General features: G+C 68.1%; 4 protein-coding genes. 1 reads left to right on the forward strand and 3 read right to left on the reverse strand.

What is annotated here, in order from left to right:
- The 3 genes from pe to MSZK_RS16060 form a co-directional block, all read right to left on the reverse strand.
- Positions 1–1,119: an acyltransferase PE gene (gene pe / locus MSZK_RS16050; protein ID WP_099249452.1), complete on the reverse strand. Its 1,119-nt coding sequence runs from the start codon at positions 1,117–1,119 to the stop codon at positions 1–3.
- Complete coding sequence (locus MSZK_RS16055) at positions 1,116–4,094, reverse strand: RND family transporter (RefSeq protein WP_099249454.1); 2,979 nt, start codon at positions 4,092–4,094, stop codon at positions 1,116–1,118. Before MSZK_RS16055 ends, pe begins: the two co-directional genes overlap by 4 nt.
- A 61-nt stretch (positions 4,095–4,155) precedes the next feature.
- Complete coding sequence (locus MSZK_RS16060) at positions 4,156–5,565, reverse strand: condensation domain-containing protein (protein ID WP_099249456.1); 1,410 nt, start codon at positions 5,563–5,565, stop codon at positions 4,156–4,158.
- Between the two features lie 353 nt (positions 5,566–5,918).
- On the opposite strand from MSZK_RS16060, the gene MSZK_RS16065 reads away from it, so the two are divergent.
- Complete coding sequence (locus MSZK_RS16065; RefSeq protein ID WP_099249458.1) at positions 5,919–16,916, forward strand: type I polyketide synthase; 10,998 nt, start codon at positions 5,919–5,921, stop codon at positions 16,914–16,916.
- The last annotated feature ends 61 nt before the right edge of the window (positions 16,917–16,977 follow it).

The raw sequence follows: 16,977 nt of genomic DNA on the forward strand, positions 1-16,977 counted from the left end.
TCAGCGCGGGCTGGGGCCGTGGTCCAAGACGTACTGGAAGCCGGCCATCAGCTGCGAGATCGGATCCGCACCTCCACCGAACGCGGCCTGGGTGGCCGGAGCCGTCACGGCCGCCGGATCGTAGCCGTTCACCGGATCGACTTCGATCGGCGCGGTCAGCGGATCGTCGTTGCGCGAATAGCCGGAATCCACCATCGGTTTGAGGATCCCGTCCAGCTTGTTCAGCGTGCCTTCGTCCACTCCGAGGTACTTGAACGGCAACACCAGCGGAAGATGCTGCTCGGGGATCAGATACGTCGTGGTCTTCGCTCCCCGCGAGTTGACCGTCGTCCGGATGTTCTGCGGCGGCACCATGCTGGGGTTGGTGAAGGCCACCGCCGTGTGGCCGGTGGCCAGTCCGACGATCGCGTTCGCCATCGCCATCCAGTTGTCCTGCCGATCCGGCCAGTCGGCGATGCTGTCGTAGGCGGAGACGAAGCGGTAGGAGTCGTATTGGCTCTCCACCGGGGGCGGAATCCGGTAGTCCAGCGCCGGGACCACGCTGCCCACCGGGAAGTTCTGCGCCAGGAAGCTGGCACCGAACGCGTGCGGCGCGATCGGATCGCCATAGGTGGCGAACGACAACTGATCCGGCGGCGGCGCATTCGGGTCGGTGGCCAGCCGGTTCTGGACGGCGTTGAGCACCATCGCGCCCTCGGACAGACCGATCGCGGTACCGGGGCCACCCGCCTGGATGGCCCGGATGACGTTGCCTTCACCCTCGTCGACCGACTCGCCGACGCTCGGGCCGTCGATGCCCAGGCCCGGGAACTGGTCATCCAGCTTGCCGATACCGGGGAACAGACGCTCGAGCGTGTGACCCTGGACCTGCCCGGCAGGGTAGTCGACGATCTGCCGGTCGAGTCCCGGGAACCACTGCGCGCCGGTGCGGCGGATGTACTCGTCATACGGGATCCCGAGGACGTGGGCACCGCCCAGCGCGTAGCCCCGGCCCGGGGTACCAATCGGGGTTGGCCCGTCGCCCTGCGATCCGCCCGGTGACGGCTGATCGGCGGCGGCGACTCCGCCGGTGGCACACACAGTGATCACTGTGGTCACTGCGGCGAGTAGCTTCTTCATGCCTTACCGCTTCCCTGCACTGTCGATCGTGACGGCCACCAGTTCGCCTTCCCGACCAGAGTAGCCATGGCCGGCACGGTGACCGTGCGGACCAGGAAGGTGTCCAGCAGGATTCCGACGCCGATGACGAACCCGCCCTGCACCACCGTACCGATGCTGGAGAACAACAAGCCCCACATCGAGGCGGCGAAGATCAGGCCGGCGGCGGTGATCACACCACCGGTCGACGACAACGTCCGGATCACACCGGACCGGGTGCCGCCGGGCGACTCGTCGCGCAACCGGGACGCGAACAGCAGGTTGTAGTCCGCCCCGACCGCGACGAGCACCACGAACGCCAGGGGCGGCACCGTCCAGTGCAACTGCTGACCGAGCAGATACTGGAATGTCAGCACCCCGATGCCCAGCGCCGCGAAGTACGAAAGCACCACGGAACCAACCAGATACAGCGGCGCGATCACCGCGCGCAGCAGCAGCATCAAGGTCAGCAGCACCACGATCATGGTGACCGCGATGATGAACCGGATGTCCTTCTGGTAGTAGTCGCGGGTGTCCCGCAGCGCGGCCGGATATCCGCCCATCGAAATCGTGGCGTCAGCGAGGCTGGTGTTCGGCTGTGCGCCGCGGGCGGCGTCGCTGATCGCGTTCACCTGATCCATCGCCGCCGCGCTGAACGGGTCGAGTTTGGTCAGCACGAGATAGCGCACCGAATGCCCGTCAGGTGAGATGAACGTCTTTGCGGCCATCTGGAAGTCGGGCAGCTGCAGCACTTCGGGTGGGATGTTGAACCCCGCCATCGCCGGGGTTGCGGCGTTCTGCTTCATCGACAGCAGGAACGCCGCCGCCTGATCGAGGCCGGTGCGCATCAGCTTGATCTGCTCGACTACCTGATCCACCCCGGTGGCGACTTCCCGGCTGCCGCTGGCCGCGCGATCGGCGCCCTGCCGCAGTTTGGTGGTGCCCGCCGACGCCCCGGCGGGCGAGTCCAGCCCCATGGTGTGCATGACCTTCGTCAGCCGGCCGAAGGCGTCGCTGAGCTGGTTCAGCGACGCGTTGAGCGACTGTCTGTCCTGCATCGACTGCAGCTGACCGGCCAGCGAGTTGATCTCGTCGAGCGTTCCGTTGTTGCGCGCGTCGACCAATTGCTGGAAGTGGCCCCGGGTTTCGGCGCAGGAGGGATCGAGGTCGCACACCGCGTTACCGTGCAGGGCCACCAGCACCGGGCCCACCCAGGCAAACAGATCCTTGGCCGCTTGGACGTTGATGCCCATCGAGTTTCCGAGCTGGTTGACGGCGTTCACGAGTTTGGCCGCGACCTCCACGTTCTTGACCAGCTTGTCGCCACCGTATTGACCCCGGATCGTCGTGAACGCGTCGACCATGCTCTGGATGCTGGTCGCGATCCCGTTCACCTGACCGCGCACATCACCGAGGTTGTTCGCCAGCGTGTTGGCCCCGCCGGCCAGACGATTCAGGTCGTCCATGTTGTCGGCGATCATCGCCGAGCCGGTGCCGAGCCGGTCACCGACCAGACCCGCCTGATAAGTGGCGCGGAACTCTTGCGGCACCTCCCCCAGCGGCCGGGTGATGCCGCTGACCATCCCGATGTTCGGCAATTGACTGATGCGCTCGGCCATCTGCTCGAGATCGGCAAGAGCCTGCGGGTTACGCAGGTCCCGCGGGGAGCGGACCAGAACGTAGGAGGGAATCGACTGGTTGAGGTCGAAATGGCGTTCCAGCGCGGTGTATCCGACCGAGCTCGGGTCGCCGGGCGAGACCGCTTTGCGATCGTCGTAGTTGTAGCGCGCCAAGCTGACACAGCTGGCCAGCAGGATCAGGATCAGGACGCTGGCCACCAGATGAAGCCGCGGCCGGCGCACGATGCGGACCCCCGACCGGCGCCACCAGCGCGCAGTCAACTCGCGCCGCGGCGCGATCCAGCCGCGCGGCCCGGCCAGCGCCACGATGGCCGGCAACAGCGTGATCGCGGCGAGGTAGGCCACCCCCACCCCGATGGCCGACGACACCCCGACGGTGGAGAACACCCCCATCTTCGCGAAGCTGATCCCCAGGAAGGTGATCCCGATGGTGGCGGCCGATGCGGTGATCACCTTGCCCACCGAGGTCAGGGCTGCCCGGACAGCGTCCTCGGAGCTCTCCCCGCGCCGCACGTAGTCGTGATAGCGGCTGATCAGGAACACCGCGTAATCCGTTCCGGCACCGGCGATCATCGCGCTCAACAGGATGATGGCCTGATTCGACACCCCCAGACCGGTGAGCTGGGACAGCCCTGCCACCACCGATTGCGCGATCACCAGGGACATCCCGATCCCGGTCAGCGGCAGCAGCATCGTGATCGGGTTGCGGTAGACCACCAGGAGTACGGCCAGAACCAGCACGGCGATCGCGATCTCGATCGGCAGCCGGTCACGTTGACCAGCGACGGTGAGGTCGGCGACGGTGGCGGCTGGGCCGGTGAGATGCACGTCGAGCTGGCTTCCCGCCGTCTTCTGCTTGACGAGATCGGCCACCCGGTTGTAGGCGGCATAGGACTGCGGAGTGCCCAGCGCACCGGCCAGCCCCACCGGCACCACCCAGGACTTGTTGTCCTTGCTGGTCAAAAACGAACGCAGCGCCGGTGTTTCGATGAAGTCCTGCAGCATGACCACGTCGTGCTGGTCGTCGCGCAGTGCGTCGACCAGCTTGCGATACGTCGCTTCGTGCGCGGGGGTAAGGCCACGCTCGTCGGTCAGCACCACCAACAGCAGGTCGTCACCGCCCGGCTCCTGGAAAGCCTCGGTCATCTGCCGCGCCGCCACACTGGACGGCGCGTCGCCGGGCAACATGGCCAGCGGATGCTTCTCAGCCATGTCGTTCAGGCTCGGGAATGTCAGCGGCAGCGCCACCGCCAACGCGACCCAAAGCCCGATCACCGCCCACGGCCACCGCACCACGACATCGGCTAGCCGGCGCACATCGCCCTCACCTGTGTGCCGTCAGGTCCCGCTACTGCCACAACGTCACCAATATCTGCTGTCACCAATGTCCACTGTCGGCGATTCGCTCGCACACCGACTTCATCGCCGCCATGTACCGGCCGACCGACTTCTGGGCGATCGGGTTGTCCGGGAACATCACCGCCATCGCGGTACCGGCCTCGTACCGGAATATGTAGATCGTCAGCTGGTAGGAGAATCGTCCATCGGAGTAGATGCCGATGTTGTTGGAATAGCCCATGTCCGCGGCGGCCAGCACGGCATTGAGCGGTGCGGCGCCGCCGTGCAGGAAATTCGAGACCGGGAAGTTCGGCCGGGGATTGTCCAACCACGGCGCCAGTTCCAGCACCCGGTAATACGGGACCCTCGCCAGGCTCAGGCCGGTGTCGAACGAATTCTGCGCTGCCCAGGCGGCTTCGCCGAACGACGTCGCGGCGATCGGAACGGTGATCGGAACCAGGCCGGTGAACCAGCCCTGCGTCATGAAATTGTCCGTCGTCCTGCGGGTGTCTCTCGGGGTGAGACCGTAATAGGTTGCCGCACCGGTCAACTCATGCTCGACCATCGCGGTGCAGGCGAACAGCCCACCGACGAAGCGCACGCCGGCGGTGGTACAGGCCGCCTCGAACCTCGCGGTTTGCTCGGCGTCCATCAGCATCTCGCCGACCATGTCGGCCACCGTCGGCTCCAGCGGATTGCCCAGCGGCAGCGGGAACTCGGGCAAGGTGCCGTTGTTGTTCTCGGCAAATTCGATCCAGGCCCGGACCTCGGCGGAATCCACGGTGAGATCCGCAGTGGATTCGCGCTCCTGCAGGCAGAAATCGTCGAAACTTCCGGCCTCGGGCAGCGCCATCGGCTGCCCGGTCATCGTCAACGACGTGTACATGCCGTGGGCCTCGAGCATGGTGATCCCGATCAGCGCCGCGTCGCCGTGGACATGGTCGATGCTGGCATAAAAATCAAAGTGGTCCGCGCTCTGGACAATTCCGAAAGAGAAGCAGCCCCATTCGAGCGGGGTCGGAATGTCGACGATATGTTTACGGGCGTCTTCAGCGGCCATTTCGCCGTGCTCGACCGGCTCGAATTCGATATCGGCCGGGTCGGTGATCGTTCGCCGGACGATGTCGCCGGTGCCGGAGTATTCGAACCAGCTCCGGTAGGTGTCGTGCCGACGCAGATACGCGTTGAGCGCGTGGTTCATCGCAGGGATGTCGCACTGACCGGGCACTTCACAGGTCGCGATGATCTGCCGCGAATAGTCGAGCCCGGCGGCGTCCTGTTCGTAGACGCCACGAATGTGTTGACCCTGCATATAGCTGACCGGAACGGCACTGACCGGGGCCTGCCGAGCCGTGGCCATCGCCGCCGCTGTCGGTCGCCACGAGATCACCGCACCGGGGCTCGGCGACCAATCATCGATTGTGCCGATCGAAATCTTCCCGATCTGCAATATTCCCCTCCCGGGTCTGAAACGGCTACGGCCGGGGACCGGCGACTCTGGTGGCCAGACCAACATAGCCCCTGTGACTGAGACGGCCGCCGATGGACCTGACGGGGCAGGTCAGAGCGGTGGAGGACCTGAAATCGGCAGCTGCGCGGGGGTGGCTGGAAGCAGACTGGCAACGGGGCCGAATACACCTGACTCAGCAACGCACATGCAATACTGGCCGTCGGGAGATGGGGCCGGCCGTCGCTGTCGGGAGATGACCGGGCCGTGGCCGTTCGGACGTTGATCCTGACCGTGACGAGATCTCCCGTGGTGGATCGACGTTTGTACCGGCCCGACGCGGAGAGCACAACCTGATGGCATTAACCGAACATCCGACGCAGCAGGCGCCCCGATTCGCGATCGTCGGCTACGCGGCCCGTTTTCCCGGCGCCGCAGATGCCGAGCAGTACTGGGAGCTGCTGCACAACGGTCGGGATGCGGTCACCGAGGTGCCCCAGGACCGCTGGGATGTCGAGGAGTTCTTCGACTCCGATCCGGATGCCGCCGGCAAGGTTGTCACCCGCCGCGCCGGATTCGTCGACGACGTCACCGGATTCGACGCGCCCTTCTTCGGGGTGTCGGCGCGCGAAGCCAAGTTGATGGATCCCCAACATCGCCTGCTGCTGGAGACGGCGTGGCGGGCTGTGGAGCATTCCGGTACGGCACCAACGAGTTTGGCGAACAGCCGCACGGGCGTGTTCGTCGGTTTGGCCACCCACGACTTCCTCGGAATGGCCTCGGACGCCCTGACCTATTCCGAGATCGAGGCCTATCTGGCGATCGGTACCTCCAGCGCGGCCGCGGCGGGCCGGATCAGCTACCGGCTGGGTCTGCAGGGCCCGGCGGTCACCGTCGACACCGCATGCAGTTCCTCGCTGGTGGCGATTCATCAGGCCTGCCAGGCGCTGCTGCTGGAGGAATGCGACTTCGCGCTGGCCGGCGGGGTGAACGTCATCCTCAGCCCGGCCACCATGATCACGTTCTCGCACTCCCGGATGCTGGCCCCCGACGGCCGGTGCAAGACCTTCGACGCCGCGGCCGACGGCTACGTGCGCGGCGAGGGATGTGGGGTCATCGCGATCAAGCGCCTGGACGACGCGATCCGCGACGGCGACCACATCCGGGCCGTGATCCGAGGCAGCGCGGTCAACTCCGACGGCGCATCCGGTGGGCTGACCGTGCCCAACGGCGTCGCGCAGCAGCGCGTGATCGCCGAGGCGCTGGAGCGTGCCGGACTGGCCCCCGGCGATGTCGGTTACCTCGAGGCACACGGCACCGGGACATCGCTGGGCGATCCCATCGAGGTGCAGGCCGCCGCCGCCGCGCTGGGCAAGGGCCGCGACGCCGACCAGCCGTTGCTGATCGGCTCGGCCAAGACCAACATCGGCCACCTGGAGGCCGCCGCGGGAGTCGCCGGCGTCCTCAAGGTCGTGCTGTCCCTGGAGCACCAGGAGCTGCCCAAACACCTGAACTTCCGCAACCCGTCGCCCCACATCCCCTGGGACCGGATTCCCGTGCGGGTCGTCGACGAGGCGATCTCCTGGGAGCGCTCCGAACGCCCCCGCATCGCTGGGGTCAGCTCGTTCGGGTTCTCCGGAACCAACGCCCACGTCATCCTCGAAGAGGCGCCCGAGCCGGCCGCGGCGGCACCTACCGATCCGGCCGACGAGCGCCGGTTCATGGTGCTGCCACTGTCGGCGCGGACCCCGGCTGCCCTGGTGGCCACCGCCGAGCACTACCGCACCTGGCTCGGCGAGCATCCCGAGGCCTCGTTGGCCGACGTGTGCCTGACGGCCGGCGCCGGTCGCGCCCACTTCGAGCATCGCGCAGCGCTGGTGGTGAACTCTCGCGAATCCGCGCGTGAGCTGCTCGGAGCGCTCGCCGACGACCTGCCGGCCCCCGGCCTGGTCCGCGGCGACTGCGCCGACACACCGAAGACCGCGTGGTTGTTCCCCGGGCAGGGCAGTCAATACGCCGCGATGGCCCGGGAGCTGTTCGAGACCGAGCCGGTGTTCGCCGACACCATGACCCGGTGCGCGCACGCCGTTGCGGGTGTACTCGACAAGCCGTTGCTGGACATCATCTTTGACGCTGACGGCACCGAGACGCTCAAGCAGACCCGGCACGCCCAGCCGGCGATCTTCGCCGTCGAGATGGGACTGGCCCGGCTGTGGCAGTCCTGGGGTTTTCAGCCCGATGTGCTGCTCGGGCACAGCGTCGGGCAGTATTCGGCGGCCTGTGTGGCCGGCGTGTTCAGCCTCGAGGACGGCGCCCGACTGCTGGCGCAGCGCGGCCGACTGTTCGGCGACCTGCCCACCGGTGGGCGGATGTGTGCGATCTTCGCCGACCCGGACCGGGTGGAACGGCTCACCGACGAATTCCCGAGCCTGTCGGTGGCCGCCTACAACGGCGCCAACACCGTTCTCTCCGGGCCAGCGGCCGACCTGGAACGGGCGGTGGCGGAACTGACCGACGCCGGTGCCCGCTGCGACTGGCTGGACACCAGCCACGCCTTCCACTCGGCGCTGCTCGACCCGGCGCTCGATGAATTCGAGTCTTACGCCAACGAGTTCGAATTCAGTTCGCCGCAACGGATCCTGGTGTGCAACCGGACCGGAGCCACGCTTGGCCGCAACGCCAAGCTGGACGGCTCCTACTGGCGACGGCACGCCCGCCAGCCGGTCCAGTTCGCCAAGGGGGTGGCAACGCTGGCCGAGCTGGGCTGTGCGCTGCTGCTCGAGGTCGGTCCGCAGCCGGTGCTGACCGCCGCGGCGCTGCGGGCCTGGCCGGATCCGGCGACCGCGCCCAAGGCAGTCGCGTCGCTGCGCCGCAACGGCGCCGACCACCGCCAGATCGCCGAAGCGCTGGCGCACACCTACGTCGCCGGCCATCTGCCCCAATTCGGGGTGCTCGCGCCGCCGTCGGCGCGCAAGCTCGACCTGCCGACCTATCCGTTCCAGCATCGCCAGTACTGGTTCAGCAGCACTCAGGTGCACAGCACCGCCTCCGATTCGGCCCGCACCGAGGCCGTCCGTCTGCTCGAAGACGGCCGGATCGAGGAACTCGCCGCACTGCTGGGCGGCGCAGACGGCAACCAGTCGACCGCCGATGTCTTGAAGAAGCTTGCCGCACAGCACAACCAGCAGCGAAGCGCGCAATCCATCGCCGACATCCGCTACGAGATCCGCTGGCAGAAGACCAAGTCGACTGCGGAGGCAGGCGAAGGGGCTGCCTGGCTGCTGATCGGCGACGATGCGGCGGCGATGCGGCCGCTGGTCGACGCGCTCACCACCCACGGCCACCGCCATCGCCTCCTCGGGCTGCCGGTGTCCGACGCCGACGAAGAACGCCTGGTCGACGAGCTGCGTGCCGCGGTGCGCGACGAGCCCGACCTGCGCATCCTGCACGTCGCTGCGCTGGACAGCGACGTGGCTCCGTCGATGAAATCGCTGCTGCGGATGCAACATCGGGTCCTGGGCGGCACGCAGCGGCTGTTCCGCGCCGCAGCCACAGCCGAGCTCCGCACTCCCATCTGGGTGGTGACCCATGGCGCGCAACGGGTGACCGATGCCGACCCGGTGTGGCCGGAGCAGACCAGCCTGTGGGGCTTCTGCCGCGCGGCCGCGCTGGAATACCCACAGATCTGGGGCGGTCTGGCCGACGTGTCCGATCGCGGTGCCGATTCGTGGTCCCGGCTGATCAAGCAGGTCGTCGCCGCCTCGCCGGGCGAAGACCAGATCGCGCTGCGCGGGCCGGACGTGTGGGTCCCCCGGTTGGTTCGGCGGACGGGTCAGCCCAACCCGGCGCAACTCCACATACGCTCAGAAGCAACGTATCTGGTGACCGGCGGACTGGGTTCACTCGGTTTGGAGATCGCCGGATACCTGGCGTCTCACGGCGCCAGGCACCTGGTGTTGACCGGTCGCCGGGCACCCGGTGACGCCACGCACACCCGGATCGACGCGCTGCGCGAGCAGCACGGCTGCACCATCCGAGTGATCGCGGCCGACGTCGCCGACCCGCACGATGTGGCCCGTCTGCTCGCCACGGTGCAGGCCGAGCTTCCCCCGCTGGCGGGTATCGTGCACGCCGCGGGCGAGAACAACACCACCCCGATGAGCGCGCTCGAGCCCACCGAAGTGGACCGTGTGTTCTCCGGGAAGGTCTGGGGTGCTTGGTATTTGAGCGAGGCAAGCGCGGATCTCAACCTCGATTTCTTCGTGTCCACCTCGTCGATCTCCGCGGTATGGGGCAGTTACGGCCAGAGCGCCTACAGCGCGGCCAACGCCTTCCTCGACGGGTTGACCTGGCGGTTGCGGGCCGACGGCGTGCCCGCGGTCAGCGTCGACTTCGGTCCCTGGTCGGCCGGCATGGCAGATCCGGCGGCGCGGGCACAGCTCGATCGGCGCGGCATCCGCACCCTCACACCGTCCGATGCGCTGGCCGGAATGGCCGATGCGATCGTGACCGCAGGCGCGCAGGGGCCGGCGCAGGCGGTGGTGGCCCGGATGGACTGGGCCCGCTCCCTGCCGATCTACCTGCAGGCCGGCCGGCGCGAACTGCTGGCCGAGGTGGCTCGTGAAGTGCCCGAGTCGGTTTCGGCGAGCGGCCCCGCCGGCTCGTCGGTCAGCACCCGGCTCGTCGAACAGCTCACCGCCGCCCCGGTGCAGCAGCGCAAGAAACTCGTGCTGGAATACCTTCGCAACACCGTCGCGGAGGTGACGCGGATCGACGCGGCGGAGATTCGCGAAGAGGCCGGGTTCTTCGATCTCGGCATGGATTCGCTGATGGCCGTCGAACTGCGACGCAGGCTGGAGGAGGCGGTCGGCAAGGAGCTGCCCGCCACGCTGGCGATGGACTTCCCGCGGCTGACCGACGTCGCCGACCATCTGCTGTCCGACGTGCTCAACCTCAACGAGCGCGCCGGTAGCCAGGTTGCGACCCAGCCGACGTCGCTGGCGACCTCGGCGACCGACGAACCGATCGCCATCATCGCGGTGGCCTGCCGATTCCCCGGCTCCCCCGATGCCGACGCCTACTGGGACGTCCTGTCCGGCGGAGTCGATGCGATCCGGGAGATCCCCGAGGACCGCTTCGACGTGGACCAGTTCTACGACCCCGATCAGCAGACGCCGGGCAAGATCTACACCCGCAACGGCGGATACCTCGACAGCGTCGACGGATTCGATCCGGAGTTCTTCGGCATCTCGCCGCGCGAAGCGGTGTGGATCGACCCGCAGCAGCGCCTGATGCTCGAGATTGCGTGGGAAGGGCTCGAAAGGGCTGGGTACGCGCCGTCCTCCGTCCGCGGCAGCCGGACCGGCGTCTTCGTCGGCGTCGGCGCCAACGAGTACTCCCACCTTTTGTCGGGTGAGTCGGTCGAGAATCTGGAAGCCCACTTCATCACCGGCAACGCGCTCAATGCGATCGCCGGCCGGGTGGCGTTCACGCTGGGCCTGGAAGGTCCGGCGATGGCGGTCGACACCGCCTGCAGCTCGTCCCTGGTGGCCGTCCACCAAGCCAGCCAAGCCCTGCACTCCGGTGACTGCGACATGGCACTGGCCGGCGGCGTCAACGTCCTGTTGAGCCCGGCGTCCATCGTCGCCGCCTCACGTGCCCGGATGCTGGCCCCCGACGGCCGGTGCAAGACCTTCGACGCCGCGGCCGACGGCTACGTGCGCGGTGAGGGTTGCGGTGTGCTGGTGCTCAAGCGGCTGTCCGACGCCCAACGCGACGGCGACCGGATCTGCGCAGTCATCCGCAGCAGCGCGGTCAACCAAGATGGCGCCTCCAGCGGTCTGACGGTACCCAATGGCGGTGCGCAGCAACGGCTCATCACCGCGGCACTGACCCGCGCCGGCCTCACCGGTGCCGACATCGACTATCTCGAAGCGCACGGCACCGGCACACCCCTCGGCGATCCGATCGAGGTGCAAGCCGCCGCCGCGGTCTACGGCGCCGGCCGCGAACCGGGCCGGCCGCTGCTGATGGGCACGGCCAAGACGAACATCGGACACCTCGAGTCCGCCGCCGGGGTCGCCGGTCTGGTCAAGGTCGTGTTGTCGCTACAGCACGAACTGCTCCCGCAGAACCTGCACTTCCACCAGCCGTCACCGCACATCCCGTGGGATTCACTTCCGGTGCGGGTGGTCGACGAGCCGACACCGTGGCACGCCAACGGCAGGCCACGGCGAGCCGGTGTGAGCTCCTTCGGGTTCACCGGCACCAACGCACATGTGCTGATCGAGGAGGCACCGCAACCCCCGGTCGCCGACTCCGTCGACGACACCCCGGACGAATCCGTCGACAGGGCGTCCGAGGCAGCGCGCGAACCGCTGAGTCTGCTGCCGCTGTCGGCACGGTCGGCCCAGGGCCTGCTTGCCCTGGCCGAGCGCTACTCCAGCTGGCTGGAGGTACACCCCGAGGCATCGATCGCCGACGTGTGCTTCACCGCGGGAACCGGACGTTCGCACTTCGAGCACCGCGCCGCGGTGGTGGCGACCTCCGGCCAGGAAGCCAAGATGCTGCTGGACGACCTGGTGGCCAATCGGTTGCGTCCGGGCGTCCTGCGCGGCGAGTGCGCCGACCCGCCGACCACCGCATGGTTCTTCCCCGGTCAGGGCAGCCAGTACCCGGGCATGGCGCGGGAATTGTTCGACACCGAACCGGTGTTCGCCGACGCGGTGCGCCGGTGCGCGCAGGCGGTCGATCCGATGCTGCCGCGTCCGCTGCTGGACGTGCTGTTCTCCAGCGACCGGGAGGCCGCCGAAACACTGCGGCACACCTCGTTTGCCCAGCCGGCGATCTTCGCCGTCGAGATGGGACTGGCCCGGCTGTGGCAGTCCTGGGGCATCGAACCCGATGTCGTGCTGGGCCACAGCGTGGGCCAGTACGCGGCGGCGTGCGTGGCCGGGGTGTTCAGCCTCGAGGACGGCGCACGGTTGATCGCCGAACGCGGACGGCTCTTCGGCAGCCTGCCGGCCGGCGGCCGGATGGTGGCGGTCTTCGCCGACCCCGAATACGTGGAGCGCGCCGCGGCGGCGTTCCCGCGAGTGTCGGTGGGCGCCTACAACGGCCGCAACACGGTCTTGTCCGGCCCGGCCGAGGACCTCGAACAGATCGTCGCCACCTGTAGCGAGGATGGCACCCGGTGCACCTGGCTGGAGACCAGCCACGCCTTCCATTCGGAACTGCTCGAGCCGGTTCTCGACGAATTCGAATCGTTCGCCACGCAATTCGACTACGCGGTGCCGTCCCGGCCGCTGATCTGCAACCGAACCGGTGCCGTGCTGACCGCCGAGACGCCGATCAACGCCCAGTATTGGCGGCGGCATTCCCGCCAGCCGGTGCAGTTCACCGAGAGTGTGCGCACCGTGGCCGCCCTGGGCGCCTCGGTCCTGATGGAGATCGGCCCGCAGCCGATCCTGACCGCCGCCGCGCTGCAGATCTGGCCCGAGTCCTGCCCCACGCCCCGAGCGATCGTCTCAGTGCGTAAGGGCGCCAACGCCCAACGGCAGATCACCGAGGCACTCGCGACGACCTACATCTGCGGGCACCGACCGGACTTCGCGGCCCGGTTCCACACCTCGGGCCGGCGACTCGAACTGCCGACCTATCCCTTCCAGCGGCGCCGGTACTGGCCGAAGACCTCGGGTATCCGGCCCGACGGCACCGCGGCGTCCGGAATCCTGGGCAGCGCCAAGGATCTGGCCTCCGGCGACACCGTCTACACCAACGTGCTGTCGGTGAAGACGCAGCCATGGCTGGCTCATCACGTCATCTACGGCACCGTGGTGGTTCCCGGCGCTACGTACGCGGCGATGGCGTTGGCCTCGGCAGGCGCCCCGGCTCGGGTCAAGGAAGTCTACTTCTACGAGCCGATCATCCTGCCGGACAAGGCATCCCGTGAGGTGCAGCTGACCCTGCATCCCGTCGACGACGGGTGGAAGTTCCAGGTGCACAGCCGGCCCTACGGCGTTCGCGACGCCGAGTGGTCGCTGAACTCCGACGGCACGCTGCTCTCCGGCGTCGACCCGGATGCGGCGCCGTCGGACACGGTGGCCCCGGACGAGGCGATCGAGCAGATGAATCGCACCCGCCCGCAGGAACTGTTCGACATCTTCAACGACATGGAGTTGGCGTGGGGCCCGACCTGGTCGACCTCGCTGAAGTCGCTGTGGGTCGGTAAGGGTGAGGCGATCGGTGACATCGCGGTGGGCGAGGAGCTCGGTGAGCATCTCGGCACTGAGCCGATCCACCCGGTCTTGCTGGACCTGTGTACCGGTGTGGCGTTCCCGGCCTTCCCGGCGACGCTGGCCGCCGAGCAGGGGATGACCGACCTGTTCCTGCCGTTGCGCTACGGGCAGGTGACGATGGCCGAGAAGATGCCCCGCCGGTTCTACTGCCGGGCTCGCTGGCACGAGAACACCATCACCAACGAAACCCAGGTCTTCGACATCGACTTCCTGGACCGCGACGGTCGGGTGCTCGGTGGTATCGCCGAGTTCACCGTGAAGCGTGCCCCGCGTGAGGCATTGATGCGCGGGCTCGGTGGCGACTCCACCCGGCTGCTGTACAGCCTGGGCTGGCAGGAGATCGCGACCCCGGCGGCCGACGACGCCGAGAAGACCACGAACGGCACCTGGCTGATCGCCGGCTTCGACGCGCTCGCAGCCGAGGTACCCGGTGCGATGACGGTCGACGAGGCCGCAGATCCCCCGTCCTGGCAGCGGATGTTCGCCGAGGCGACCGAGCGCGGTGCGCCGGTCAGCGGAATCCTCTGGCGCAGTGGCGGACAAGCGACCGCAGACTCGACAGCCGAGCTGGCCGCTCGACTGGAAGCACAGATCGCCGCCTTCCTCGGCGCCGCGCAGACCGCGCTGGCCGAGCGCAATCACACGCTGGCCGACGGACTGTGGATCGTCACCGAGCGCGCGGTGGCCACCGAGCCCGGCGAGCCGGTCGATCCGGTCGCGGCCGCACTGTGGGGATTCGGCCGCACCCTGATCGCCGAGCAGCCGAGCCTGCGGGTTCGCCTGATCGACTCCGACGGCTCCGACGAGTCATTGAGCTGGGTGGCCGGCGCCCTGGGCACGCCGGTTGTCGAGCCGGAAATGGCTGTGCGGCAAGGTCGTTTCCTGGTACCCCGGCTGCTGCACTGGGCCCGCAACGGCCAGCTGCCGATGCCGCGCAGCGACGACTACGCCTTGGCGCCCACCGAACGCGGCGCGATCGACAACCTGCGTCTGAACGAGATCGAGGTGACACCGCCGAAGGCCAACGAGGTGCAGGTCCGGATCGAGGCAGCCGGCCTCAACTTCCGGGATGTGCTCAATGTGCTCGGCCTGTACCCCGGCGATCCCGGTCCGATCGGTGGCGACCTGTGCGGTGTGGTCACCGAAGTCGGCTCGGAAGTAACCCGATTCGAGGTCGGTCAGCGCGTCTTCGGTTCGATGCAGGGGGCCTTCGCCAGCCGCCTGAACGTGCCCGAGCCGCTGCTGGCGACGGTGCCGGACGGGATCGGCGCGGTGGACGCAGCGACCATTCCCGCTGCGGCGCTCACCGTCCGGCTCGCATTCGACTGGGCGAAGCTCAAGCCCGGCGACAAGGTGCTGATCCACGCCGCCAGCGGTGGCGTGGGACTGGCCGCGGTACAGATGGCCCGCGCGCACGGCGCGACCGTGTTCGCCACCGCCAGCAAGTACAAGCGCGGCACCCTGCGGGACATGGGTGTGGAATACGTCTACGACTCGCGGACAACCGAATTCGCCGACCAGATCCTCGCGGACACCGGCGGCGAAGGTGTTGACGTGGTGCTCAACTCCTTGACCAGTGAGGGCTTCGTCGAGGCGACGGTGCGGGCCACCGCCAAGAACGGTAGGTTCGCCGAGATCGCCAAGCGCGATATCTGGACGGCCGAGCAGATGGCGGAACTCCGTCCCGACATCGACTACGAGATCGTCGCGCTCGACGTCACGATGATGACCGATCCCGATCACATCCAGCGGCTGATGGTCGAGGTGTCCGACGGGCTGGCCAAGGGTGAGTGGACGCCGGTACCCGCCGAGATCTACCCGCTGACCGACGCCAGGACCGCGTTCCGGCGGATGCAGCAGGCGCGCCACATCGGCAAGATCGTGGTGCAGATGCCCAAACCGCTTCAACCGCGCGGTGATCGGAGCTATCTGGTCACCGGTGGCCTGGGCGCGCTGGGCCTGCATACCGCGTCATATCTGGCACAGCTCGGCGCCGGCAACATCGTGCTGACCAGCCGTCGGGCGCCGGATGCGGAGGCGCAGCAGGCCATCGACGCCATCGCCGAGCGCTTCCACTGCCGGATCCACGTGTTCGCCGCCGACGTCGGCGTCGAGTCCGAGGTCGTCGAGCTGTTGGACAAGATCCGGGCCGAGCTGCCGCCGCTGGCGGGTGTGGCACATCTGGCCGGTGTGCTCGACGATGCGCTGCTGCCGCAACAGGACCTCGACCGGTTCCGAACCACGTTGCGGCCCAAGGCCTATGGTGCGCACCACCTGCACCGGCTGACCAAGGATGATGACCTCGAGTTCTTCATCCTGTACTCGTCGGCGTCGGCGGTGCTGGGCTCGCCGGCACAGAGCAACTACGCAGCAGCCAACGCGTTTCTCGACGGGCTCGTCGCACACCGACGGGCCCAGGGGCTGCCCGCGACCGCCGTCAACTTCGGTCCCTGGGGTCAGGGCGGTATGGCCAGCTCCCAGGCCGCCGTCGCGAATCTCAGCGCCCAGGGCATGATGCCGCTGGAGCCGTCCGCGGCGCTGGCCGCGCTCGGCGAGGCCATCCGGCACGGCGCGGCGCAGGCCACTGTGCTCAAGGCCAACTGGCAGCGAACCGCGAAGGTGCTCGGTGGTATCCGTCCGCCACTGCTGGATCAGGTACTGCCCAGCGGCGACGGCACGGTGGTCGGTGACAGCGAGCTGCTACGGCAACTGCAGGAACTCCCGGTCGCCGCGCGCGCCGGTTTCATCACCGAGTTCCTGCAGAAAGAGGTGCAGGGCTTCCTGCGCCTGGCGCAACCCCCCGCCGCATCCAGCCGTTTCCTGGATCTCGGCACGGACTCCCTGATGGCGGTCGAGCTGCGCAACCGGCTGTTCGGGCAGTTCGGCGGCAAGTTCGACATCAGCCCGACAGCGGTGTTCGACCATCCGACGATCGGGGAGCTCGCCGAGCATCTGGTCTCGCAACTGCCCGACTCCGAGGAGCCTGCTCCCGAGCCCGGACCGGACGGCACCGCGAACGCGGCGCAGCCCGCGCCCGAACCCCCGTCGGACGACTGAAAAGCGGCGACGTCGCAGCGGTGTGACGAAGATCGCACTGCTGCGGCGCTGCGCCCATCAG

Source organism: Mycobacterium sp. shizuoka-1 (assembly GCF_002723835.1).
Classification (GTDB): Bacteria; Actinomycetota; Actinomycetes; order Mycobacteriales; family Mycobacteriaceae; genus Mycobacterium.